The organism is Streptomyces sp. NPDC053432 (assembly GCF_055585365.1).
Genome location: NZ_JBVJKF010000008.1, coordinates 76,979 through 98,573, shown reverse-complemented (window position 1 = coordinate 98,573; position 21,595 = coordinate 76,979). Strand labels below are relative to the sequence as shown.

Annotated in this window: 19 protein-coding genes; 10 read left to right on the top strand and 9 right to left on the bottom strand. The window is 73.3% G+C overall.

What is annotated here, in order from left to right:
• Positions 1 to 570: 570 nt before the first annotated feature.
• From ACZ6Y1_RS15640 to ACZ6Y1_RS15625, 4 genes are all read left to right on the top strand, one after another.
• A complete protein-coding gene (locus ACZ6Y1_RS15640; RefSeq protein ID WP_384593954.1) occupies positions 571 to 936 on the top strand; it encodes an Rv2175c family DNA-binding protein in 366 nt (121 codons plus the stop codon).
• Between the two features lie 101 nt (positions 937 to 1,037).
• A complete protein-coding gene (thiE, locus tag ACZ6Y1_RS15635; protein WP_469628548.1) occupies positions 1,038 to 1,679 on the top strand; it encodes a thiamine phosphate synthase in 642 nt (213 codons plus the stop codon).
• Positions 1,680 to 1,764: 85 nt separating this feature from the next.
• Positions 1,765 to 2,679 (top strand): methylenetetrahydrofolate reductase [NAD(P)H], encoded by a 915-nt coding sequence (gene metF, locus ACZ6Y1_RS15630; protein ID WP_469628545.1) that lies wholly within the window; start codon positions 1,765 to 1,767, stop codon positions 2,677 to 2,679.
• 42 nt (positions 2,680 to 2,721) lie between these two features.
• Positions 2,722 to 3,603, top strand: coding sequence for a hypothetical protein (locus ACZ6Y1_RS15625; RefSeq protein WP_469628542.1), 882 nt, complete (start codon positions 2,722 to 2,724; stop codon positions 3,601 to 3,603).
• Between the two features lie 13 nt (positions 3,604 to 3,616).
• Here the strand turns inward: ACZ6Y1_RS15625 and ACZ6Y1_RS15620 are convergent, their stop codons facing one another.
• The 5 genes from ACZ6Y1_RS15620 to ACZ6Y1_RS15600 all read right to left on the bottom strand — a co-directional run bounded on the left by ACZ6Y1_RS15620 (position 3,617) and on the right by ACZ6Y1_RS15600 (position 7,857).
• Complete coding sequence (locus ACZ6Y1_RS15620; protein ID WP_469628539.1) at positions 3,617 to 5,038, bottom strand: phytoene desaturase family protein; 1,422 nt, start codon at positions 5,036 to 5,038, stop codon at positions 3,617 to 3,619.
• A gap of 23 nt (positions 5,039 to 5,061) precedes the next feature.
• A complete protein-coding gene (locus ACZ6Y1_RS15615; RefSeq protein WP_469628536.1) occupies positions 5,062 to 5,691 on the bottom strand; it encodes a DUF4126 domain-containing protein in 630 nt (209 codons plus the stop codon).
• Between the two features lie 148 nt (positions 5,692 to 5,839).
• A complete protein-coding gene (locus ACZ6Y1_RS15610) occupies positions 5,840 to 6,241 on the bottom strand; it encodes a DUF3040 domain-containing protein (protein WP_376659470.1) in 402 nt (133 codons plus the stop codon).
• Positions 6,242 to 6,514: 273 nt separating this feature from the next.
• Positions 6,515 to 7,273 (bottom strand): methyltransferase, encoded by a 759-nt coding sequence (locus tag ACZ6Y1_RS15605; protein WP_469628533.1) that lies wholly within the window; start codon positions 7,271 to 7,273, stop codon positions 6,515 to 6,517.
• An 89-nt stretch (positions 7,274 to 7,362) separates the two neighbouring features.
• The gene (locus tag ACZ6Y1_RS15600; protein ID WP_469628530.1) at positions 7,363 to 7,857 is read right to left on the bottom strand and encodes an SAV_6107 family HEPN domain-containing protein; all 495 of its coding nucleotides are present in this window, start codon (positions 7,855 to 7,857) and stop codon (positions 7,363 to 7,365) included.
• 190 nt (positions 7,858 to 8,047) lie between these two features.
• Here ACZ6Y1_RS15600 and ACZ6Y1_RS15595 point away from each other — a divergent pair, with 190 nt between their 5' ends.
• Genes ACZ6Y1_RS15595 through ACZ6Y1_RS15585 form a run of 3 tightly spaced genes read left to right on the top strand, consistent with a single transcriptional unit; the run spans position 8,048 to position 11,572 of the window.
• Positions 8,048 to 8,848 (top strand): ATP-binding cassette domain-containing protein, encoded by an 801-nt coding sequence (locus ACZ6Y1_RS15595; RefSeq protein ID WP_469628527.1) that lies wholly within the window; start codon positions 8,048 to 8,050, stop codon positions 8,846 to 8,848.
• Complete coding sequence (locus ACZ6Y1_RS15590) at positions 8,820 to 10,907, top strand: YhgE/Pip family protein (protein ID WP_469628524.1); 2,088 nt, start codon at positions 8,820 to 8,822, stop codon at positions 10,905 to 10,907. Before ACZ6Y1_RS15595 ends, ACZ6Y1_RS15590 begins: the two co-directional genes overlap by 29 nt.
• A 14-nt stretch (positions 10,908 to 10,921) precedes the next feature.
• On the top strand, positions 10,922 to 11,572 hold the full coding sequence (locus ACZ6Y1_RS15585; RefSeq protein WP_469628520.1) for a TetR/AcrR family transcriptional regulator: 651 nt from the start codon (positions 10,922 to 10,924) through the stop codon (positions 11,570 to 11,572).
• A gap of 403 nt (positions 11,573 to 11,975) precedes the next feature.
• Here the strand turns inward: ACZ6Y1_RS15585 and ACZ6Y1_RS15580 are convergent, their stop codons facing one another.
• From ACZ6Y1_RS15580 to ACZ6Y1_RS15565, 4 genes are all read right to left on the bottom strand, one after another.
• Positions 11,976 to 14,387 (bottom strand): transglutaminase TgpA family protein, encoded by a 2,412-nt coding sequence (locus ACZ6Y1_RS15580; protein ID WP_469628517.1) that lies wholly within the window; start codon positions 14,385 to 14,387, stop codon positions 11,976 to 11,978.
• On the bottom strand, positions 14,384 to 15,763 hold the full coding sequence (locus ACZ6Y1_RS15575; RefSeq protein WP_469628514.1) for a DUF58 domain-containing protein: 1,380 nt from the start codon (positions 15,761 to 15,763) through the stop codon (positions 14,384 to 14,386). The genes ACZ6Y1_RS15580 and ACZ6Y1_RS15575 overlap by 4 nt, the downstream gene beginning before the upstream one ends.
• The gene (locus tag ACZ6Y1_RS15570) at positions 15,763 to 16,773 is read right to left on the bottom strand and encodes an AAA family ATPase (RefSeq protein ID WP_469628511.1); all 1,011 of its coding nucleotides are present in this window, start codon (positions 16,771 to 16,773) and stop codon (positions 15,763 to 15,765) included. Before ACZ6Y1_RS15570 ends, ACZ6Y1_RS15575 begins: the two co-directional genes overlap by 1 nt.
• 137 nt (positions 16,774 to 16,910) lie before the next feature.
• Positions 16,911 to 17,498 carry a beta-class carbonic anhydrase gene (locus tag ACZ6Y1_RS15565; RefSeq protein ID WP_469628507.1) on the bottom strand — a complete coding sequence of 196 codons (588 nt, stop codon included), beginning with the start codon at positions 17,496 to 17,498 and terminating at the stop codon, positions 16,911 to 16,913.
• Between the two features lie 274 nt (positions 17,499 to 17,772).
• Between ACZ6Y1_RS15565 and rsmH the strand changes: the two genes are divergently transcribed.
• The 3 genes from rsmH to ACZ6Y1_RS15550 all read left to right on the top strand — a co-directional run bounded on the left by rsmH (position 17,773) and on the right by ACZ6Y1_RS15550 (position 21,593).
• Positions 17,773 to 18,732: a 16S rRNA (cytosine(1402)-N(4))-methyltransferase RsmH gene (rsmH, locus tag ACZ6Y1_RS15560; protein WP_469628504.1), complete on the top strand. Its 960-nt coding sequence runs from the start codon at positions 17,773 to 17,775 to the stop codon at positions 18,730 to 18,732.
• Positions 18,733 to 18,881: 149 nt separating this feature from the next.
• Complete coding sequence (ftsL, locus tag ACZ6Y1_RS15555; RefSeq protein ID WP_469628500.1) at positions 18,882 to 19,307, top strand: cell division protein FtsL; 426 nt, start codon at positions 18,882 to 18,884, stop codon at positions 19,305 to 19,307.
• 303 nt (positions 19,308 to 19,610) lie between these two features.
• Positions 19,611 to 21,593 (top strand): peptidoglycan D,D-transpeptidase FtsI family protein, encoded by a 1,983-nt coding sequence (locus tag ACZ6Y1_RS15550; RefSeq protein WP_469628496.1) that lies wholly within the window; start codon positions 19,611 to 19,613, stop codon positions 21,591 to 21,593.
• Positions 21,594 to 21,595 lie beyond the last annotated feature (2 nt).

The window sequence follows — 21,595 nt, the reverse complement described above, 5'->3', positions numbered from 1 at the left end:
GGCCGGGCCGGGCCGGGCCGGGCCCGCCGGGGCGGGGCCGGGTGGGGCGGGGGGCCGCTGCGCGGAGCCGCTCCCCGCCCCGCCCTTCCTCCGTTCCCCGGGGCTCCGCCCCGTACCCCGCGCCTCAAACGCCGGCGGGGCTGGAGCGGCGGGGCTCCGCCCCGGACACCGCGCCTCAAGCGTCGGCGGGGCTGAGGTGGCGGGGCTGCGCCCTGGCCCCCGCGCCCCAAGCGCCGGCGGGGCTGGAGCGGTGGGGCTCCGCCCCGTACCCCGCGCCTCAAGCGTCGGCGGGGCTGGAGCGGCGGGGCTCCGCCCCGGACACCGCGCCTCAAACGCCGGCGGGGCTGGAGCGGTGGGGCTCCGCCCCGTACCCCGCGCCTCAAGCGTCGGCGGGGCTGGAGCGGCGGGGCTGCGCCGCGGACCCCGTGCCTCAAGCGCCGACGGGGCTGCGCCGCGGACCCCTCGCCTCAAACGGCGGCGGGGCTGAAGCGGCGGGGGTCGGCGCGGGGGTGGTACCCGGACGGGGTGGGTCAGGTACCGGCGGCGGAGTGGAGATGGCAGGCTTGGGGTGTGACCGAGATTGACGCAAAGATCGATGCCCTTGTTCCCTCCTGGCTGTACCTCCCCGACATCGCGGAGATGCTCGACATCGAGGTGACCCGGGTCCGCCAGATGGTCAAGGAAGGTCAGCTGGTCGCCGTGCGCCGCGGCGAGAACCGCTCCCTCCAGGTCCCCGCACCCTTCATCGACGGCGACAAGGTCGTCAAGGGTCTGGTCGGCCTGCTGACGGTCCTCCGCGACGACGGCTTCTCCGACGAGGAGATCCTGGAGTGGATGTTCACCCCGGATCCGACCCTGCCCGGCACCCCCGCGCAGGCGCTGAGCGAGAATCGCGGCACGGAGGTCAAGCGCCGGGCGCAGGCGCTCGCCCTCTGAGTCGGTTCATCCGATTCGGCCGCATCATCCGAACCATCTGAAACACCGCGGTGTACGGGCCCCGTGCCCGTGCACCGCGCTCCATCACGGGGGGTACACCCATGCAGCAGCTGTCCGACGCCCGGCTCTATCTGTGCACGGACGCCCGGAAGAAGCAGGGTGACCTCCCCCAGTTCCTCGACGCCGTGCTCGCCGGAGGCGTGGACATCGTCCAGCTCCGGGACAAGGGCATGGAGGCCGGGGAGGAGCTCGAGCACCTCCAGGTGTTCGCCGAGGCCGCCCGCCGGCACGGCAAGCTCCTCGCCGTGAACGACCGTGCCGACGTCGCGCACGCCATCGGCTCCGACGTCCTGCACCTCGGCCAGGGCGACATCCCCGTACCCGCCGCCCGCGCCATCCTCGGCGACGGAGTGCTGATCGGCCGTTCCTGCCACGCGGAATCCGAGGTCGACGCGGCCGCTGCCGAGCCCGGCGTGGACTACTTCTGCACCGGCCCCTGCTGGCCCACCCCCACCAAGCCCGGCCGCTACGCCCCCGGCCTCGGGCTCGTCCGGTACGCGGCCTCGCTGGAGCAGGACCGGCCCTGGTTCGCCATCGGCGGCATCGACGCCTCGAACCTGGACGAGGTACTGGACGCCGGCGCCACCCGCGTGGTCGTCGTCCGCGCCGTCACCGAGGCCTCCGACCCGGGCGCGGCCGCCGCCGAGCTCGCCAAGCGCGTACGGGCCCGCCTCGGCCAGTAGCCAAGCCCCGACGGGGGTGTCCAAAAAGCTGTCCAAAAGACGGACACCGCTTCGGACTGCGCCATGCCGCGTCTAACCTGCCCGTATGGCCTCTGGTACCGCTTCCACCTGGTCGGACCGTGCACACACGGTCCGGGACCTCCTCGCGTCCGGGCGCTCCTACTCCTTCGAGTTCTGGGCGCCGAAGACCGAGAGGGGCGAACGCAACCTCTGGAACGCGCTGCGCCGGGTCGAGGCGGTGGCTCCCAGCTTCGTCTCCGTGACCTACGGGGCCGGCGGCTCCACCCGCGGCGGCACCGTCCGGGCCACCGAGCAGATCGCCGCGGACACCACCCTGACCCCGGTCGCACACCTCACGGCCGTCGACCACTCGGTCGCCGAGCTGCGCCACGTCATCGGCCAGTTCGCCGACGCCGGCATCCGCAACATGCTCGTCCTGCGCGGGGACCCGCCGGGCGACCCGATGGGCGAGTGGGTGGCACATCCCGAGGGCGTGCACTACGCCGCGGACCTCGTCCGACTCGTCAAGGAATCGGGGGACTTCTGCGTCGGCGTCGCGGCCTTCCCCGAGATGCACCCGCGTTCGCTGGACTGGGACACGGACATCCGGCACTTCGTGGACAAGTGCCGCGCCGGGGCCGACTACGCCATCACGCAGATGTTCTTCGACCCGGAGAATTATCTGCGGCTTCGCGACAGCGTCGAAAAGGCGGGCTGCGAGACCCCGATCATCCCCGAGATCATGCCTGTTGTGGGCATCAAGCAGCTCGACCGGCTGCCCCAGCTCAGCAACGCGGTCTTCCCTGCGGACGTGAAAGAGCGCATGCTCGCCGTCAAGGACGACCCGGCCGCTGTACGCTCCATTGGCATCGAGTTCGCCACGGAGTTCTGCGCGCGGCTGCTGTCCGAGGGTGTACCGGGGCTGCACTTCATCACGCTGAACAATTCCACGGCGACTCTCGAAATCTACGAGAACCTGGGCCTGCACCAGCGGGCCTGACCGGCCGTACGCCATGGGCGGCCGTACCGAGAGGGGCCACGCATGGGAATGACGGTCCTCTACATCGCGTTCGGGATCGTCGCGCTGTGGTTGCTCGCCGAGGTCCTGATGCAGTACAAGGCCCGGCTCCGCTGGCGCCTGCTCGCCTTCGCGGGGTTCCTCGGCGTGGTCGCCGGGGTCGTGCTGCCGTCGGTGCTGGTCATCGGCGCCGGAGCGGCCATGTTCGCCGTGGGCCAGACGCTCGTCACGCTCTCCTTCCGCAAGGGGTTCGTGGCCGGCTGGGCGCTGCGCCGCGGCGGGAAACCCGTACGGCAGACCAGGCGGCGGCGCTCCGGCGCCGCGGTGAAGCAGGAACCCTCCCTGGAGGTCACCGGCCTGGAGTACGAGGGGCGGGGCGACGGCCGCGGCGAAGGCCGGGACCGGCCCGAGGCCCCCGAGGTCTACAACCCGGAGCCGGTGCCCGAGGACACCGGGTCCTACGGGATCCAGAGCTTCGCCCCCGACCGGTCCGCCCAGGACGCCGCGCAGACGGCGGCCTTCGCCTCGCCGTTCACCACGGCCGAGCAGGACGCCCACCAGTACGCCGCGTACTACGACCCCTCGCAGTCCCAGGGCGGCCAGGGCGGCTACGACTACTCCAACGGCTACCCGGGGGGCGAGCAGCAGGTGTACGCCGCCTACTCCGACCCCTACATCGGCACCGGCGGAACGATCCCGCCCGGCGCCGACCCGTACGCCGCGGGCTACGCCCCCTACGGCGACCAGGGGCAGCAGTACTCCATGGACACCCCGCCCGGCGGGGTCTGGGTCCCGCAGCAGCGGACCACCGACGCGTACGGGCAGCCGTACCCGGCGGAGGACCAGCAGCAGGGCTACCCGTACCCGTCCCAGGGGACGGGCGAGTACGAGCAGTACCGCTACTGACGGACCCCGCGGCTCATTGCGAGCCGCGGAACTCCGCGCCTTCCACGATCAGCCCGGCCACCAGGGCCCCGGTCATCCCGGCGTGCGGCAGCCCGCCGCCCGGGTGCGCCCAGCCGCCCGCCAGGTACAGGCCGGGCACGGCCGTGGTGTTGGCCGGTCGGAGCAGCCGGCCCCCGGCACCCGCGAGGGCGGGCGGGGGCACCGAGCCGCCGACCGCGCCCGTGGCCGCCTCGATGTCGGCGGGGGTGCGCACCTCGTGCCACAGCAGGCGCTCCTGAAGCCCTGGAACGGCCTTCGCGGCGAGTTCCAGCAGTTCCCGGTCCCCGGGGACCCGGGAGCCGCACACGGCGCTCACGGTGACCGCCTCGTGGTCCGCGTCGGGCCGGGTGGCGGGGTCGTCGGGCCGCATCACGGTGACGTCGGCGCCCCGCGCGTGGACCAGCGTGCGGTGCACGGCGTCGGCGGGGCGGGCCCCGCGCAGCGCGAGCAGCAGCGTGACCCGGCTCGCGGTGCCCGCCCCGCGGGCGGGCACCGTCTCCGGGGGCCGGGGCAGGGAGCGGGCGGGCAGCCGGCGCGGGTCGATCGCGCAGACGACGGAGTCGGCCTCGACCTCGGTGCCGTCGGCCAGCAGCAGTCCGGACGCCCGGCCGGCGGCCGCGAGCACCTCCCGCACCCCGGCGCCGAAGACGAAGGCGACCTTCCGCTCCAGGCAGCGCTCGTACACGGCGGTGGCCAGGGCCCGCATACCGCCGCGCACGTACCAGCTGCCGAAGGTCTGCTCCATGTACGGGAGCACGGCCGCGGAGGCGGGCGCGGTGGCGGGGTCGAGCCCGTACGAGCGGACCAGGCCCGTCAGCACCTCGCCGAGCGCGCCGCCCAGCTCCCGCTCGGCCACTTCGGCGAGCGTCGGGGTGCGGCGGCGCAGCAGGCCGCTCCTGCGCAGGGCGGGGTAGGGGTCGCTGCCCAGGGCCCGCAGGGCCTCGCCCGTGCGCAGCGGCTCCTCCAGGAGCGGGCGGCGGGTGGCGTCCCAGACGTCCCGGGCGCGGCCCAGCACATCGTTCCAGCGCTCGCCCGCGCCCGGGCCGAAGGCGGTGTCGAGGGCGGCGGCGACCCCGCCGCGCGAGGCGCCGGGCAGGGTGACGTCGATGCCGTGGTGGGGCAGGACGTGCCGGACGGCGGGGTCCACCTGGACCATGTCGACGCAGTCCTCCAGGGACCGCTTGCCGGTCTTCACGAACAGGTCGCGGTAGACGGCGGGCAGGTGCAGCAGCCCGGGACCGGTGTCGAAGGCGAAGCCGTCGCGTTCGTACCTGCCGAGCGCCCCGCCGTAGGTGGTCCCGCGTTCGTACACCGTCACCCGGTGTCCTGCCACGGCCAGCCGGGCCGCCGCCGCCATTGCGCCCATCCCGGCGCCGATCACCGCAATTCGTGCCATGCGGCCGAGCCTATCGAGCCCGGTCAGCGGTACGGCGGGGCCCCTGCGGTCTCACGGGCGGCGGGGCCCATGCGCTTCTCCTCGCGGCGCTGGGCGCGCCGGCGCAGGAAGCGGCGGATCTTCGTCCAGAGGAAGACCAGGAGGGCCAGACCGGCGGCGAGTATGACGGCCGCGACGGTCGCGGCGGCCGCGGGGTGGTAGATCGCGAAGATGACGATGCCCGCCACGCCGAGGTCCTCGGCCGTGCTGACCACGATGTTGCTGAACGGCTCGGGCGAGGTGTTGATCGCCATCCGGGTGCCGGCCTTGATGAAGTGGCTGACCAGCGCGGTGGAGCCGCCGATGGCGCCGGCGGCGATGTCGGAGAGCGAACCGCTCTGCCCGGCCAGCAGGGCTCCCACCACCGCACCGGACACGGGGCGGATCACGGTGTGGACCGAGTCCCATACCGAGTCCATGTACGGGATCTTGTCGGCTACCGCCTCGCAGAGGAACAGCACGCCGGCGACGATCAGTACGTCGGTGCGCTGCAGCGAGGCGGGGACGTCGTCGGTCATGCCGGTCGCGCCGAAGATGCCGAGCAGGAGGACCACGGCGTATGCGTTGATCCCGCTGGCCCAGCCGCTGGTGAAGACCAGGGGGAGCACATTCACGCGATCATCATGCCGCAGTCGGGGGCCGAACGGGTGTGGATCGGGTGCGGAATCGCGGAGCGCACCGGTGACGGGACGCACAACGCCGAGGGGACGGCCACCGGGCGGCGGCCGTCCCCTCGCTCACGTCGTCACGGGGCCGGTGGTGCTAGTGCCCCTGCTCGTCACGGCGGCGCTGCCACCGTTCCTCGATGCGGGTCATCATCGACCGACGCTGGCGGCCCCGGCCGTGGGCCGAACCGCCTGCACTGCCGGAGACGGGCTGCTCGCCAGGCTTGGGGGCCTTGCGCCAACCGGTGACCACGAGAACCGTACATCCCAGCATGACGAGGAAACCCACCACGCTGATCCAGAGCACGTTCGGAATGATCACACCGGTCATGAGGAGCGCGATACCCACCACAATGCCTGCGACTGCCTGGTAGACCCGTCGCCGGGTGTACGTACGCAGTCCGCTTCCCTCAAGCGCTGTCGCGAACTTGGGATCTTCGGCGTACAGCGCTCGCTCCATCTGCTCGAGCATTCGCTGCTCGTGCTCCGAGAGCGGCACGGGAGTCCTCCTCATCCGTCGGTCGCGGGGGGTAGCGACCAGGGGTCCCCTTCAGGATAGGCGGGGAACCGCCCCCGTGATACCCGCCCTCTACGCCACGTTCCAAAAAAGCACTGCCGGAAAGAACTGCGTGTCCGTCCGGCCCTGCGAGCGGCCACTGAGGCGATTGTTCCCCAATGATCCGTCCGCCATGCCGTTCGGTTACCCGATCATACGGGGCCGAGCGCCGTGGCGGAGGGTGTGTGGCCGACTCCATGCGCCGAAGATCGCAGATCAGCCCTGCTTCTCGCCCAGTACGTGCAGCTGAGTGGCGACGGCGTGGAAGGCGGGGAGCTCCGCGGCGGCCTCCTCCAGGCGGAGCAGGGCCTCGACCGCACCCGGCTCGGTGTCCACCAGGACGCCCGGGACGAGGTCGGCGAAGATCCGTACGCCGTGGACCGAGCCGACCTCCAGGCCGGCCCCGCCGACCAGCTCGGAAAGCTGTTCGGCGGTGAAGCGGCGGGGCACCGGGTCGCCGGAGCCCCAGCGGCCGGCCGGGTCGGTGAGGGCGGTCCGGGCCTCGGTGAAGTGGCCGGCCAGCGCGCGGGCGAGCACGGCACCGCCGAGGCCGGCGGCCAGCAGGCTGAGCGTGCCGCCGGGGCGCAGGGCGGCCACCGCGTTGGCGACGCCCTCGGCCGGGTCGTCCACGTACTCCAGCACGCCGTGGCACAGCACCACGTCGTACGCGCCCTGCTCCACGACCTCCAACAGGCCCTGGGCGTCTCCCTGGACACCGCGGACCAGGTCGGACAGGCCCGCCTCGGAGACCCGGCGCTCCAGCCCGAACAGCGCGTTCGGGCTGGGGTCGACCACGGTGACCCGGTGGCCCAGGAGGGCCACCGGCACCGCGAACTTGCCGGTACCGCCACCGGTGTCGAGCACGTCCAGCACATCCCGCCCGGTCGCCTTCACCCGGCGGTCGAGAGCCTCCTTGAGGACCTCCCACACCACGGCGGTGCGAAGGGAGGCGCGGGGGCGGGAATTGTCCGACACGGCTGATGGCTCCTCGGCGCGCTAGGGAATCGGGTGGGCCGTCAGTGCCCCACCCGGTCCCACCCTATTGCCTTGCGCAGCCCGGCAGCTCATCCCGCGTCCGGACGCTCCGGACGAGGTCCCGGCAAGGATCCCGGGAGGGTCTGCGCCGGCGGCCGGAGGGCGAGCATCCGCTCCACCAGGCGCAGGAACATCGAGGCGGCGCGCACCAGATCGTCCGCCTGGCGGGCGCTCGCCGCGCCCGCTATCCCCGCCTCGGCCCGGGCCCGGCGCGCCGCGCCGGAGGCGAAGAGCGCGCTCCACTCGGCGAGCTCCGGCGCTATCTCCGGGAGCACCTCCCACGCGCTGCGGATGCGGGGCCGCCGCCGCGGGGTGACCGGTTCCGGCCGGCCTCGCGCGGCGAGCACGGCCGCGGCGACGCGCAGGGCGGCCAGGTGGGCGGTGGCGTACCGCTCGTTGGGCCGGGTCAGCCGCGCCGCCTCGGCCAGGCCGCCGCGGGCCTTTTCGAGCAGGTCGAGCGCGGCCGGATCGGCCGCGGACTTGCGCGGGACGGGGTGGACAGGGGACGGGGACGGTGTGGCCATGACGAACCTCCTGTCGATGCCTTGCACGGGTGTTGCTGCCTGCCCCCATCGTGACGGGCGCCACTGACAATCGCGCTGACCTGCAGTTTTGTCGCGCCGGCACAGCAACTGCCCCCTCCGGCGCGCGTGGTGCGGAAAGGGGTGGTAGTTTTTGAACTGACCGGTCAGTTCAAAAAGAAGGGGGGACGGCGTGGACAGCCCGCACGGCGCGGCCGTCACAGCCGAGAACTTCGGACTCAAGGGCCCGCGCGGCTGGGCCTTCCGGGGAATCGGCATCGACGCGGCGCCCGGCTCGCTCATCGCGGTCGAAGGCCCCTCCGGCAGTGGCCGCACCTGCCTGCTCCTCGCCCTCACCGGACGGATGAAGGCCACCGAGGGCCACGCCGAGATCGGCGGCCACCGGCTGCCGAAGCGGATGACCGCGGTCCGCAAGACCGCGGCCCTCGGCCCCGTCACCGGGGTCAACGAGCTCGACCAGGCCCTCACCGTCGGCGAGCAACTGCGCGAGGGCGCCCTCCTCCAGCGCCGCTACGAAGGATCGGTCCGCGCCCTGCTGCGCCCCCGCGACGAGCGCGGCGCCGCGTCCGCGGCCCGCATCGACGCCGCGCTCGCCGCCGCCGGACTCGACCTCGACACGCTGCCGAAGGGCGCGCGGACCTCCGTACGCGACCTGGAACGGCTGGAATCCGTCCGGCTGTCCGTGGCCATCGCGCTGATGGGCCGGCCGGGTCTGCTGGCCCTGGACGACCTCGACCTGAAGCTCTCGGACGCCGAACGCGACGAGGCCTGGGCCATGCTCCGCCGGATCGCCGCCGCGGGCACCACCGTCCTCGCGGTGTGCAGCGAGGCCCCGGCCGACGCGGTGGTCCTGCGCACCGCCGGGCCCGCGGTCCCGGCCGTGACCCAAACCGACAGCGACACCGACACCGATACCGACACCGAAGACACGAAGGGGGCGGACGATGCGCTCGCCGAAGCTGGCCGCGCTTGAGCTGAAGCGGTTCGGGCGGGGGAAGCTGCCCCGGGCCGCTCTCGTCGCGCTGCTCCTGCTGCCGCTGCTCTACGGAGCCCTGTACCTCTGGTCCTTCTGGGACCCGTACAGCCGCCTCGACAAGGTGCCCGTCGCCCTCGTCAACTCCGACAAGGGCGCCACCGTCGACGGCAAGCACATCGACGCCGGCGGCGAGATCACCAAGAAGCTCCACGACAGCAAGACCTTCGACTGGCGCGAGGTCAGCGCCGAGGAGGCCGCCAAGGGGCTGGAGAACGGCACGTACTACCTGTCCCTGACCATGCCCGCGGACTTCAGCCAGAAGATCGCCTCCAGCTCCGGCCAGGACCCCGCCACCGGAGCCCTCCAGGTCCGCACCAACGACGCCAACAACTACATCGTCGGCTCGATCTCACGGACCGTCTTCTCCGAGGTCCGCTCGGCGGCGTCCACCAACGCCTCCCGCGGCTTCCTCGACAAGATCTTCGTCTCCTTCTCCGACCTGCACGACAAGACCGCCGAGGCCGCCGACGGCGCCGACAAGCTCAAGGACGGCGCCGGCAAGGCCCAGGAGGGTGCCAAGGAGATCGCCGCCGGACTCGACACGGTCGAGGAGAAGAACGGCGAGCTGACCGGCGGGCTGAAGAAGCTCAACGAGGCGTCCGCCAAGCTGGCGAAGGGCAGCAAGGACGTCGCCGCCGGCACCCAGCAGGTCGCGGACAAGGTCAACGGCACCGCGTCCCAGGTGCGTCCCTACCTGGACAACCCCAAGCAGCTCGCCGACACGGCCCTGCTCGTGGCGGACACCGCGCAGGTCGTCGGCAACCACCTGGAGACCTTCGGCAAGAAGGCCCCCGCCGCCGCCAAGGTCAGCAAGCAGGCCGCCGCGCTGGCCGCCGACACCTACACCCGCACCTGCACCGGCTCGGCGCCCAAGCCGCTGCCCGCCGCGTGCGCCGACATGAAGAAGCTCAAGGACGCCACCGCCGAGGCCGCCCGGCTCACCGGCGACGTGGACACCCTGGTCAAGGACTCGGGCGGCGACCTGGCCGCCCTGCGCAAGCAGCTCGCCGACCTGGAGAAGCAGGCCCGCAAGCTCGCCGCGGGCGCCCCGGCCCTGGCCGGCAGGCTCGACCAGGCCGTCGCCGACGTCAAGGCCCTCAACGACGGCGCCCACAAGGTCGCCACCGGCATGGCCCAGCTCCACGCGGGCCTCGGCAAGGCCACCGACGGCTCCGCGGCCATCGGCGAGGGGGTCGGCAAGATCGGCGACGGCGCGCACAGCCTCAGCGGCGGCATGTACAAGCTCGTCGACGGCACCGGCGAACTCGCCGGCGGCCTCCACGAGGGCGTGGACAAGATCCCCGACTACGACGACCAGCAGCGCGACGCCCGCACGGAGGTCATGGCCGACCCCGTCCGGCTCGCCAACCAGTCCCTGCACAAGGCGCCCAACTACGGCACCGGCTTCGCCCCCTACTTCATCCCGCTCTCGCTGTGGGTGGGCGCGATGGTCGCCTACATGCTGATCGCCCCGCTCAACAAGCGGGCCCTGGCCGCCGGCGCCTCGCCGTGGCGGATCGCCCTGGCCGGCTGGCTGCCCGTGGCGGGCCTCGGCGCGGCGCAGGTGGGCGCGCTGATGTCCGTACTGCATTTCGGACTCGGCCTGGAGATGGCCCACCCGGCCCTCACCATCGGCTTCCTGATGCTGGTCACGGCCTGCTTCGCGGCGATCGTGCAGTGGCTCAACGCCAAGTTCGGCGCGGCCGGGCGGATCCTCGTCCTCGCCGTGCTGATGCTCCAGCTGACCTCGGCGGGCGGCACCTACCCGGTGGAGACCAGCCCCGGCTTCTTCAACGCGATCCACCCGTACCTGCCCATGTCGTACATCGTCGAGAGCCTGCGCCACCTGATCAGCGGCGGGCCGCTCACCCCGGTCTGGCAGGGCTGCGGGGTCCTGCTCGCCTTCACGGTGGGAGCCCTCGCGCTCACGGCGCTCGCCGCGCGCGGCAAGCAGGTGTGGACCATGGACCGGCTGCACCCGGAACTGAGCCTGTAGGGAGCGGTTGACCTGTGAGAATCAGCGCCATGGAAAGCAGCACCGGCAGCACCACCGGTACCAGCGCGGGCGGCCGACGGCAGGCCACGCGGCAGAAGCTCTACGAGGCGGCCGTGACGCTCATCGCGGAGCAGGGGTTCTCGGCGACCACGGTCGAGGAGATCGCCGAGCGGGCGGGCGTGGCGAAGGGCACCGTCTACTACAACTTCGCCAGCAAGAACGAGCTCTTCGAGGAGCTGCTGCGGCACGGCGTCGGACTGCTGACCGCGTCCCTGCGGGAGGCCGCCGAGACCACGGAGGCGCGGGGCGGCACGCGGGTCGAGGCGCTCGACGGAATGATCCGGGCCGGCCTCGTCTTCATCGACCGCTACCCGGCCTTCACCCAGCTGTACGTCGCCGAGCTGTGGCGGACCAACCGGACCTGGCAGTCCACGCTGATGGTGGTCCGCCAGGAGGCGGTGGCCGTCGTGGAGAAGGTGCTGGCGGAGGGTGTCGAGCGCGGTGAACTGAGCGCCGAGATCGACGTGCCGCTGACGGCCGCTGCGCTGGTCGGGATGGTGCTGGTGGCGGCGCTGGACTGGCAGTCCTTCCAGCGCGAGCGGTCCCTGGACGATGTCCACTCGGCGCTGTCGCTGCTGCTGCGGGGGCGGGTCAGCGGGCACTGACCCCCCCCGGTCGGCGGTGTCCGCGCGGGGGGCGGAGCCCGTAGAACTGGTGGGGCCCCGCCGAGGCGACTGAGTATCCGTACCTAGACGCGGATATGAGTAGGCGCGCGGATGGGCCCCCACCTGTGCGGACGCCAGACTGGGGACAACGGACGGGAGACCCGGCCCGCACCGCCGACACGGGGCTGCGGAGCGGGTCGGGTGCCTCCCGGTCCGGTTACGGGGGTGTGGTGCGGATACGGCGGGGCTCGGGGGGATCGAGCCTCGCCGTTCCGCGTCCGCGGGTCGGGTGCCGGGTGCCGCGTGCCGGATGCTGCGGGCCGGGTGCCGGGTGCGGCGCCGTTGTCGGGGGCTCCGCCCCGAACCCCCGCGCCTCAAACGCCGACGAGGCTGGATTCCGGCGTCAGCCGCGGCCCCGGAGCGGCAACCGCACACGTACGGAGGCCAGCCGGGCCGATGCCGCCGCCGTCACGGCGGACCAGCGGGCGGACACGGACCAGCCGATCCGGGCCGCCGAGCGCGGGAGCAGGACGGCGCGCAGGCGCGACCAGCGGGTCACCGCCGCCAGGAGGCCCGTGCGGGCCAGCAGGACGTCGGCGGACAGGCCGGGGTACGAGACCTCGGTGCCCGGCGGCGCGTACAGCGACCGCTCCACCGCGCCCGCCACCCGGTGCACGGCGGCCGCAGCGTCCGGGTCCAGCCGGCCCAGGTCCACGACCCGCGCCGCCGCCCCCCGCGGGGAGAGTGCCCCGTCCGGCGGCACGCCCACGTCCCACGCCGCGTCGCCCAGCTCCCGCCAGGCCGCCAGCACCTCACCCGAGCCCAGCCGGCGCGCCCGCAGCCTGCTCCGCCACAGCATCGGCAGCAGCGGCAGGCCCAGTACCGCCAGCACGCCCACCAACCACAGCACGACCGTCGTCGCCGACGGCCCGCCGCCCGCCGGACCCTTCGCCGCCACGGCCGCACCGCACTCGCCGAGCTTCTTCAGCTCCGGCGGGCAGTCGTCCGCCTTCGACGGGGCGGCGGAGGGCGCGGGCGTACTGGCCGAGGGCAGCGGCGCCGGCGCCGACGGCTGGGCCGGCTGCGCCTGCGGACGGGAGTAGTCCGGCACCGTGATGCCCGACCGGGGCGTCGGCTCGAACCGGGTCCAGCCCACGCCCTCGAAGTACAGCTCGGGCCAGGCGTGCGCGTCCCGCATCGAGACGTTCACGCTGCCGTCCGCCTGCTTCTCGCCGGGCGTGAAGCCCACGGCCACCCGCGCCGGGATCCCCAGCGAACGGGACATCGCCGCCATCGAGAACGCGAAGTGGACGCAGAAGCCCTCCTTCTCGGCGAGGAACCGCGCGACCGCCTCCGAACCCGTGCCCGAAGCGGTCTTCGTGTTGTAGCGGAAGCCGCCGTTCACCGCGAACCAGTCCTGGAGCCTGACCGCCCGCGTGTAGTTGTCCTTCGACCCCTGCGTCACCTGGCGGGCGGTCTCGGCGACCACCGGCGGCAGGTTGTCCGGCAGCTTGGTGTACTCGGCCAGGACGGCCTGCCCCGGTTCCGGGGCCTTGGAGAGCTGCTGGGCCGTCGGCTTCAGCAGCAGGCTCCGTACGGTGTACTGCGCGCCCTGGACGTTCTGGAACCTGTCCTTCGCCAGCTGGTCGCCGACCAGGGTCCGGCCCTCCGGCTCGAACCGCCACTTCCCGCCGATGTCCACCTGCGTCGCCGGATAGGGCATCGGCAGGTAGCGCTGGGTGTAGCTGTCCGCCGCCGAGACGCTCGTACGCACCTCGGTCGCGCCCGCCCGGACCGCCGCGCTGAGCCCCGGGGGCTTCGGCAGCTGCTCCGGGACGTCCGTCAGGGCCCGCCCGGAGGCCTCCCACTTGACGCCGTTGAACTCGTCGAGCGCCAGGATCCGCAGGTACTGCTCGCTCTGCTGGGGGTTGTCGGTGCGGTACTTCAGCACCACCCGGTTGTCCTGCGCGTTCAGGCTGCTCTGCAGGGACACCAGTGGGTTGACGGCCGAGATCGTGCCGCCCGGACCGCTGCCGCCGCTCTCCTCGCCCCGCGGGCCCAGCAGGCCGCCGCCGAGCGCGGGCAGCGCCGCCGGGACCGCCAGCGCGACCCCGAGCGCCACCGCGCCGATCCGCCGCCCGGTCCGCACGGGGGCCGTCGCCTGCCCGCCCGCACCGCCGCCCAGACCGGAGGCGGCCGAGACCCGGTCGCGGGGGGCCGCGCCGAAGACCCGGCCCCACTGGGCGAGCCGGTCGCGGCCCTCGGCCAGCAGCATCAGCAGGTAGCCGCAGCCCGCCAGCAGGAAGGAGAACCAGGAGGCCTTCCCCCCGCCCGACAGGCCCGCGGCCACCGAGTACAGCGCGAGCAGCGGCAGTCCGGCCGCCGCGGCCGTCCGCGCGGTGATCGCCAGCGCGTCCACCAGCAGCCCGATCAGCAGCACCCCGGACAGCAGGAGGAGCCGGATGCCGTCCGTCAGCGGGGCCGGGATCGCGAACTCGCTCACGTCCTGCGCGCCCCGCGCGTACAGCCCCCCGAAGTCCGTGACGAGGTAGGCGAACGGCCCCTGGCCGGTCGACTCGCCCTTGCCGAGGAACAGGAACATGAGCAGCAGCAGCGACACCAGGGCCTGCGCGGCCACGGTCAGCGACCGGGCCAGCGGCACCCGCCGCGCCCCGGCCCCCACCGCGCTCTGCACGGCCAGCAGCAGTGCCGCCTGGAGCAGCCAGCCCGCCGACTGCACCAGCGGGGTCAGCGACCACGAGGTGAGCAGTGTCGCCAGTGCCGCGAACAGCGTCAGTCTCGCCCGCCCGCTCATCCGCGTCCTCCCGGGGTTCCCGTGCCGAGGGGAGCGGCCCCGGCCTGTCGCCACAGCTCGCCGAAGGCCACCCCGGGCCGGACGGCCACGGCCGTCCAGCCGGCGTCGCGCAGCCTGCGCAGCCGCTCCTCCAGCGGGGGCAGGTCCTGCGCGAGCGCGGACTCGCCGGTCCAGGCCGCCGAGTCCAGGAGGAAGGCCACCGCGGCTCCGGCACGCTGGCGCATCTTGGCCGCCAGCTCGGTCTGTACGTCGTCCAGGTCCCCGAAGAAGGCGACCAGGAGCCCGTCGCCGCCGAACCCGCCACCGCTCTGACCGGCGCCGCGCAGCGCGTCGTGGGCACGGGAGACGCCCGCGCCGTCCGAGTGCCCGATCACCGCCAGGGTGTCCATCATCAGCCCGGCGGCCTCCGCGGACTCGTGGCCGCCGGAGGAGAAGCCGCCGGCGCCCTCGCCCGGCACCGAGGTCCCCGTGTCGGTGAGCAGCCGCACCGAGAAGCCCTGCTCCAGCAGGTGCACCAGGGAGGAGGCGGCCGCGGACACGGCCCACTCGAAGGCCGAGTCGGGCCCCGCGCCCTCGAAGGCGATGTCACGGGTGTCCAGCAGGACGGTGGCGCGGCTGCGCTGCGGCTGCTCCTCGCGGCGCACCATCAGCTCGCCGTAGCGGGCGGTGGAGCGCCAGTGCACCCGGCGCAGGTCGTCGCCGCGCCGGTAGGTGCGCGGGATGACGTCGTCGTCGCCGGCCAGGGCGAGCGAGCGGCGGCCGCCGTCGCCGTAGCCGGAGGAGTCGCCGGTCAGCCGGACCGGCGGCAAGGGCTCGGTGCGCGGGATGACGGTGAGGGTGTCGTACGCGCTGAAGGAGCGGGTCAGCTCGACCAGCCCGAAGGGGTCGGTCAGGCGCAGCTGGAGCGGGCCCAGCGGGTAGCGGCCGCGCAGGTCGGAGCGGACCCGGTAGGACACCTCGCGGCGCCCGCCGGGCTCCACCCTGTCCAGGACGAAGCGCGGGCGCGGGCCCAGGACGTAGGGCACCCGGTCCTGGAGCATCAGCAGTCCGGTGGGCATGCGGGAGACGTTGTCCATGCGCAGCTGCACCCGGGCCTCGCCTCCCGTGGGCACCCGGCCCGGGCTGAGCCGGCGGCTCGCGGACACCCGGTGGCGGGTGCGGTGCAGGGCGAGGACGCAGATCAGCGGCAGGGCGGTGAGCAGCACGCCGACCCGCAGCAGTTCGCTCTGGCCCAGTACGTAGGCGCACGCGGCCGCGGCGATCCCGGCGGCCAGGAACGAGCGGCCGCGGGTGGTCAGGCCGGACAGCGACGAGCGCAGCCCGCCGGTGCCGCCGCCGTCCTCGCCACCGGCGCCGCGCGGGGCACCGGTGCTCATCAGAAGCTCCGGATGCCGGCGCCGGGCGGCATCTCGCCGCGGGGGTGCGCGGCGGGTACGGGGGTGCGCTGCAGGATGTCGGCGACGACCTGCTCGGCGGTGCGCCGGTTCAGCTGGGCCTGCGCGGTGGGCAGCAGGCGGTGCGCGAGGACCGGGGCGGCGAGCGCCTGGACGTCGTCGGGCAGGACGTAGTCCCGGCCGGAGAGCGCGGCGGAGGCCTTCACGGCGCGCAGCAGGTGCAGGGTGGCGCGGGGCGAGGCGCCCAGGCGCAGGTCGGGGTGGGTGCGGGTGGCGGAGACCAGGTCGACGACGTACCGCTTGACGGGCTCGGCGACGTACACCTCGCGGACGGCCTCGATGAGCTTGACGATCTCGTGGGCGTGCGCGACGGCCGTCAGGTCGTCGAGCGGGGAGAGCCCGCCGTGCACGTCGAGCATCTGCAGTTCGGCGTCGGGGCCGGGGTAGCCGACGGAGACGCGGGCCATGAAGCGGTCGCGCTGGGCCTCGGGGAGGGGGTAGGTGCCCTCCATCTCCACCGGGTTCTGGGTGGCGACGACCATGAAGGGGCTCGGCAGCGCGTAGGTGGTGCCGTCGATGGTGACCTGGCGCTCCTCCATCGACTCCAGCAGCGCGGACTGGGTCTTGGGGGAGGCGCGGTTGATCTCGTCGCCGATGACGATCTGCGCGAAGATCGCGCCGGGCTTGAACTCGAACTCGCGGCGCTGCTGGTCGTAGATGCTGACGCCGGTGATGTCGGAGGGCAGCAGGTCCGGCGTGAACTGGATGCGCTGCACCGAGCAGTCGATGGACTTGGCGAGGGTCTTGGCGAGCATCGTCTTGCCGACGCCGGGGACGTCCTCGATCAGCAGGTGCCCTTCGGCGAGGAGCACGGTGAGCGCGAGGCGGACGACCTCGGGCTTGCCCTCGATCACGCTCTCGACCGAGTGGCGCACCCGCTCCGCCGTGCTCGTCAGATCCGCGAGGCTCGCTCGGTCGTCATACGTCGTCACCTTGGTACTCCTCGGCCCAAAATCCAGGGCCGACGCCCTTGGCGCATGACCGGCCCACCCCAAAACGCGGACACCGGCCCGGGAGGCCCCGGGTGGCGTCTCCCCGCATTGTTGACGGCGTTACGGCCTTGTGTCACTCAAGAGCTGGGATCGATCTCCCGCAGGAGCCCGGTGTGCACGTCGAAGACGAAGCCTCGCACATCGTCGCGGTGGGGCAGGAACGGGTTCGTGCGCACGCGCTGCATGGACTGGCGAACGTCCTGGTCCACGTCCCGGAAGGCCTCGACGGCCCAGGACGGGCGCTGGCCGACCTCGTCCTCCAGCTCGTGCCGGAAGTCCTCGGTCAGACGTTCGAGACCGCATCCGGTGTGGTGGATCAGTATCACCGAGCGGGTGCCGAGCGCGCGCTGGCTGATGGTGAGGGAGCGGATGGTGTCGTCGGTGACCACGCCGCCCGCGTTGCGGATCGTGTGACAGTCGCCCAGCTCCAGGCCGAGCGCCTTGTGCAGGTCGAGGCGGGCGTCCATGCAGGCGACGATCGCCACCTGGAGCACGGGGCGGGCGTCCATGCCCGGGTCGGTGAATTCCGAGGAGTAGGCGCGGTTCGCCTCTACCAGTCGGTCGGTGACACTGCCTGCGCCGGAAGCCTTCTGCGCGGACTCTGCGGGCACGGATGCGGAAGTCGTCATGGATACGACGTTAGTGGTCACAGCAGGTCCGGGCATGGGGTGAGGAGGGACAAAGAAGGTCAACCGGTTTTGTTGTGAGCTAATCCACAGGGGTTGCAGGAGGGGGCCGTACGGGTGATTCGCGGCATTCGCGGGTTCCGTGCGAGAGGGGCGCACCGCACGCGGGGCGGTTCGTTGACCGCGGCGACCGTTGCACTAAAGTGACGCGAACCGGCCGGAGCCCGGCCCTCACCGGCCGCCCGGCCCCCTGGTAACACTCCGCGTGCGCGGCGCGGCGTATGCCTGCCGCGCCGTTATCTGAGAGGGCGCTTTGACCAGCGAGTCCCGACATGTCCCGGTGATGCTCCAGCGGTGCCTGGACCTGTTGGCCCCGGCGCTGCAGAAGCCGGGGGCCGTCGTCGTCGACTGCACCCTCGGCCTCGGCGGCCACAGCGAGGCCCTGCTGACCCGATTCCCCGAGGTGCACCTGATCGGCCTCGACCGCGACAAGGAGGCCCTGCGGCTCTCCGGCGAGCGCCTCGCGCCCTTCGGCGACCGGGCCACCCTCGTGCACGCGATCTACGCCGACCTGGCCGAGGTCCTCGACGCCCTGGGGATCCCCGCGGTCCAGGGCATCCTCTTCGACCTCGGCGTCTCCTCCATGCAGCTCGACGAGGCCGACCGCGGGTTCGCGTACGCGCAGGACGCACCGCTGGACATGCGCATGGACCAGACGACGGGCATCAGCGCCGCCGAGGTGCTCAACACATACGCCCCGGGCGAGCTCGTCCGCATCCTGCGCCAGTACGGCGAGGAGAAGCAGGCCAAGCGGATCGTGTCGGCGATCGTCCGGGAGCGGGAGAAGGAGCCGTTCTCGAACAGTGCCCGGCTCGTGGAGCTGATCCGGGACTCGCTGCCGCAGGCGGCGAAGCGGACCGGCGGCAACCCGGCGAAGCGGACCTTCCAGGCCCTGCGCATCGAGGTCAACGGCGAGCTGTCCGGCCTGGAGAAGGCGATCCCGGCGGCGGTGGACCGGATCGCGGTCGGCGGCCGGATCGCCGTGCTCTCGTACCACTCGCTGGAGGACCGCCTGGTGAAGCAGGTCTTCGCCGCGGGCGCCGCCTCCACGGCGCCGCCGGGGCTGCCGGTCGTACCGGAGAAGTACCAGCCGAAGCTGAAGCTGCTGACGCGCGGGGCGGAGCTGCCGACGGAGGAGGAGGTCGCCGAGAACCGGCGGGCCGCGCCGGCGAGGTTCCGCGGGGTCGAGCGCATCCGGGAGGCGCGGCTGTGACGAAAGCCGCCGGAGCAGGGGCCGGAGCCGGTGCCGGGCCGGGGAGGTTCGCGACGCTGACGCGCCGGGCGCGAGGGGGGCGGCCGGTCCGGCCCTCCCGCCCCGTCCGTCCGGCCCGGCCGGGAGGGCAGGCGGCGCGGACGCCGTTCGTGCTGCTGGTCGTGGCCCTGCTGGCCGGCGGCCTCATCAGCCTGCTGCTGCTCAACTCGGCGCTGAACGAGGGCTCCTTCCAGCTGACGAAGCTGAAGAAGGAGACCACCGCCCTCACGGACGAGGAGCAGGCGCTCCAGCGGGACGTGGACGGGTACTCGGCGCCGGACGCGCTGCAGCGGCGGGCGCAGGAGCTGGGCCTGGTCCCCGGCGGCAGCCCGGTCTTCATCGGCGCGGACGGCAAGGTCGCGGGGACCGCCGCCGAGGCGGAGCCGCCGCCGTCGCCGTCCCCGTCTCCCTCCACCGCCGTACCGGGTCCGGCCGCCCCCGCCGGCCCGGCCGGCCAGTCCTCGGCTCCGGCCGCCGCTCCGAGCCCCAACCCCGGGGGATCCTCCCCGGCGACCCAGCCCGCTCCTGGAAGGTGACGTCGTGACGCGGATCCCTGCGGGGCCTTGCCCCACCCCGCCCTTCCACCGTTCCCCGGGCCCCGCCCGGACCCCCTGGGGGCTCCGCCCCCGGACCCCCGCGCCTCGAACGCCGGCGGGGCTGGATTGTCCCCCGCCTGGATTCGCCCTGCGGGTGGTCGTGTCGCTGGTAACCGGCGGCGTGAGCCGAATTCCAGCCCCTCCGGCGTTTATGGAGCGGGGTCCGGGGCGGAGCCCCAGGGGTTCCGGGCGGAGCCCAGACGTGCTCGTGCAGCGGCGGCGCGGCCTGGCGGCGGTGGCGCTGTGAGCCCCGCGCCGCGCGATCCGCGGCGGGTACCGGGGCCCGGGAGGCCGCGCGGCGGCGGCCCGGCGCGGCCCGCGTCGCGGCCCGCGACCCGGCGCCCCGCGCCGCAGCGCACACCGCACACCATCCGCCTCGGCAGTCCCCGCCCCCGGCTGCGCCTCGTCAGCGTCGGGCTGACCCTCGTCATGCTCGCCTTCGTCGTCCGGCTGCTCCAGGTGCAGGCCGTCGACGCCTCCGCCTTCTCCGCCGAGGCCTCCAAGAACCGCTACACCAGTGTCAGGCTGGCCGCCGAACGCGGGGAGATCACCGACCGCAGGGGCGTGGCCCTGGCCACCAGCGTCGACGCCTACGACATCACCGCCGACCCGAAGATGTTCACCCCGCAGGAGAGCAAGGCCCCGGACGCCCCCGAGCAGGCCGCCGCCCTCCTCGGGCCCATCCTCGGCGCGGACGCCAAGGCGCTCACCGCCAAGCTGAGGACCAAGAACTCCCGCTACGTGGTGCTGGCCCACCGGCAGACCCCGCAGGTCTGGAACCAGATCAAGGACCTCAAGCGGGTCTTCGCCGAGAAGGCCGCAGCCGACAAGAAGAACAACGGCCCCGGCGCCAACGTCCTGGCGGGCGTCTTCAAGGAGGACAGCAGCAAGCGCGTGTACCCGAACGGCGACCTCGCCGCCGGGATACTGGGTTACGTCAACGCCGACGGCAAGGGCGCCGGCGGGCTGGAGTCCTCCCTCGACAAGAAGCTGTCAGGCAAGGACGGGGAGATCACCTACGCCCAGTCCGGCGGCCGCAAGGTCCCCACGGCCGGCTCCAGCGAGAAGCCCGCCGTGCCCGGCGAGGACGTCGAGCTGACCATCGACCGCGACATCCAGTGGGCCGCCCAGAGCGCCATCGCCGAGCAGGTCGAGAAGTCCGGTGCCGACCGCGGCTACGTCGTCGTCCAGGACACCCGCACCGGCGAGGTGCTGGCCATGGCCAACGCCCCCGGCTTCGACCCCAACGACCTGACCCGGGCCCGTTCCGCCGCCATGGGCAACGCCGCACTCCAGGACGTGTACGAGCCCGGCTCCACCGCCAAGGTGATGTCGATGGCGGCCGTACTGGAGGAGAAGAAGGCCACGCCGGAGACGCACGTCGAGGTCCCCAACCGGCTGCACCGCGGCGACCGGCTCTTCAAGGACGACATCGACCACCCGACCTGGTACCTGACCCTCAACGGGGTCCTCGCCAAGTCCTCCAACATCGGCACGATCCTGGCCACCGGCCAGCTCGGCCCCACCCAGCCCGAGGCCAACCGGGTCCTGTACTCCTACCTGACCAAGTTCGGCATCGGCCGGCCCACCGGCCTGAACTACCCCGGCGAGTCCCGGGGCATCCTCGCCAAGCCCGAGGACTGGTCCACCTCCCAGCAGTACACGATCCCTTTCGGCCAGGGCCTGTCCCTCAACGCCATGCAGGCGGCCTCCGTGTACTCGACCATCGCCAACGACGGCGTCCGCGTCGAGCCGACTCTGGTGCGGGGCACCAAGGGCCCCGACGGCCGCTTCACGCCCGCCCCGGCACCCGAGCGGCACCAGGTGATCAGCAAGGAGACCGCCAAGACCCTGGCCGAGATGCTCGAATCGGTGGTAGACGACCAGGAGGGCACCGGGACCAAGGCGAAGATCCCCGGCTACCGGGTCGGCGGCAAGACGGGCACCTCCAACCGGGTGGATCCGGCCACCGGCCGCTACAAGGGCTACACCGCCTCCTTCGCCGGGTTCGCGCCCGCCGACAACCCCCGCATCACCGTCTACTGCGCCATCCAGAACCCCACCAAGGGCAGCTACTTCGGCGGCCAGATCTGCGGCCCCATCTACAAGAAGGTCATGGAGTTCGCCCTCAAGACCCTCCAAGTCGCCCCCACAGGATCCGCCCCCGCCGGACTTCCGGTCACCTACGAACCCGGCCAGCAGCCCGCTGCGCAGCCGGGCCGGTGACC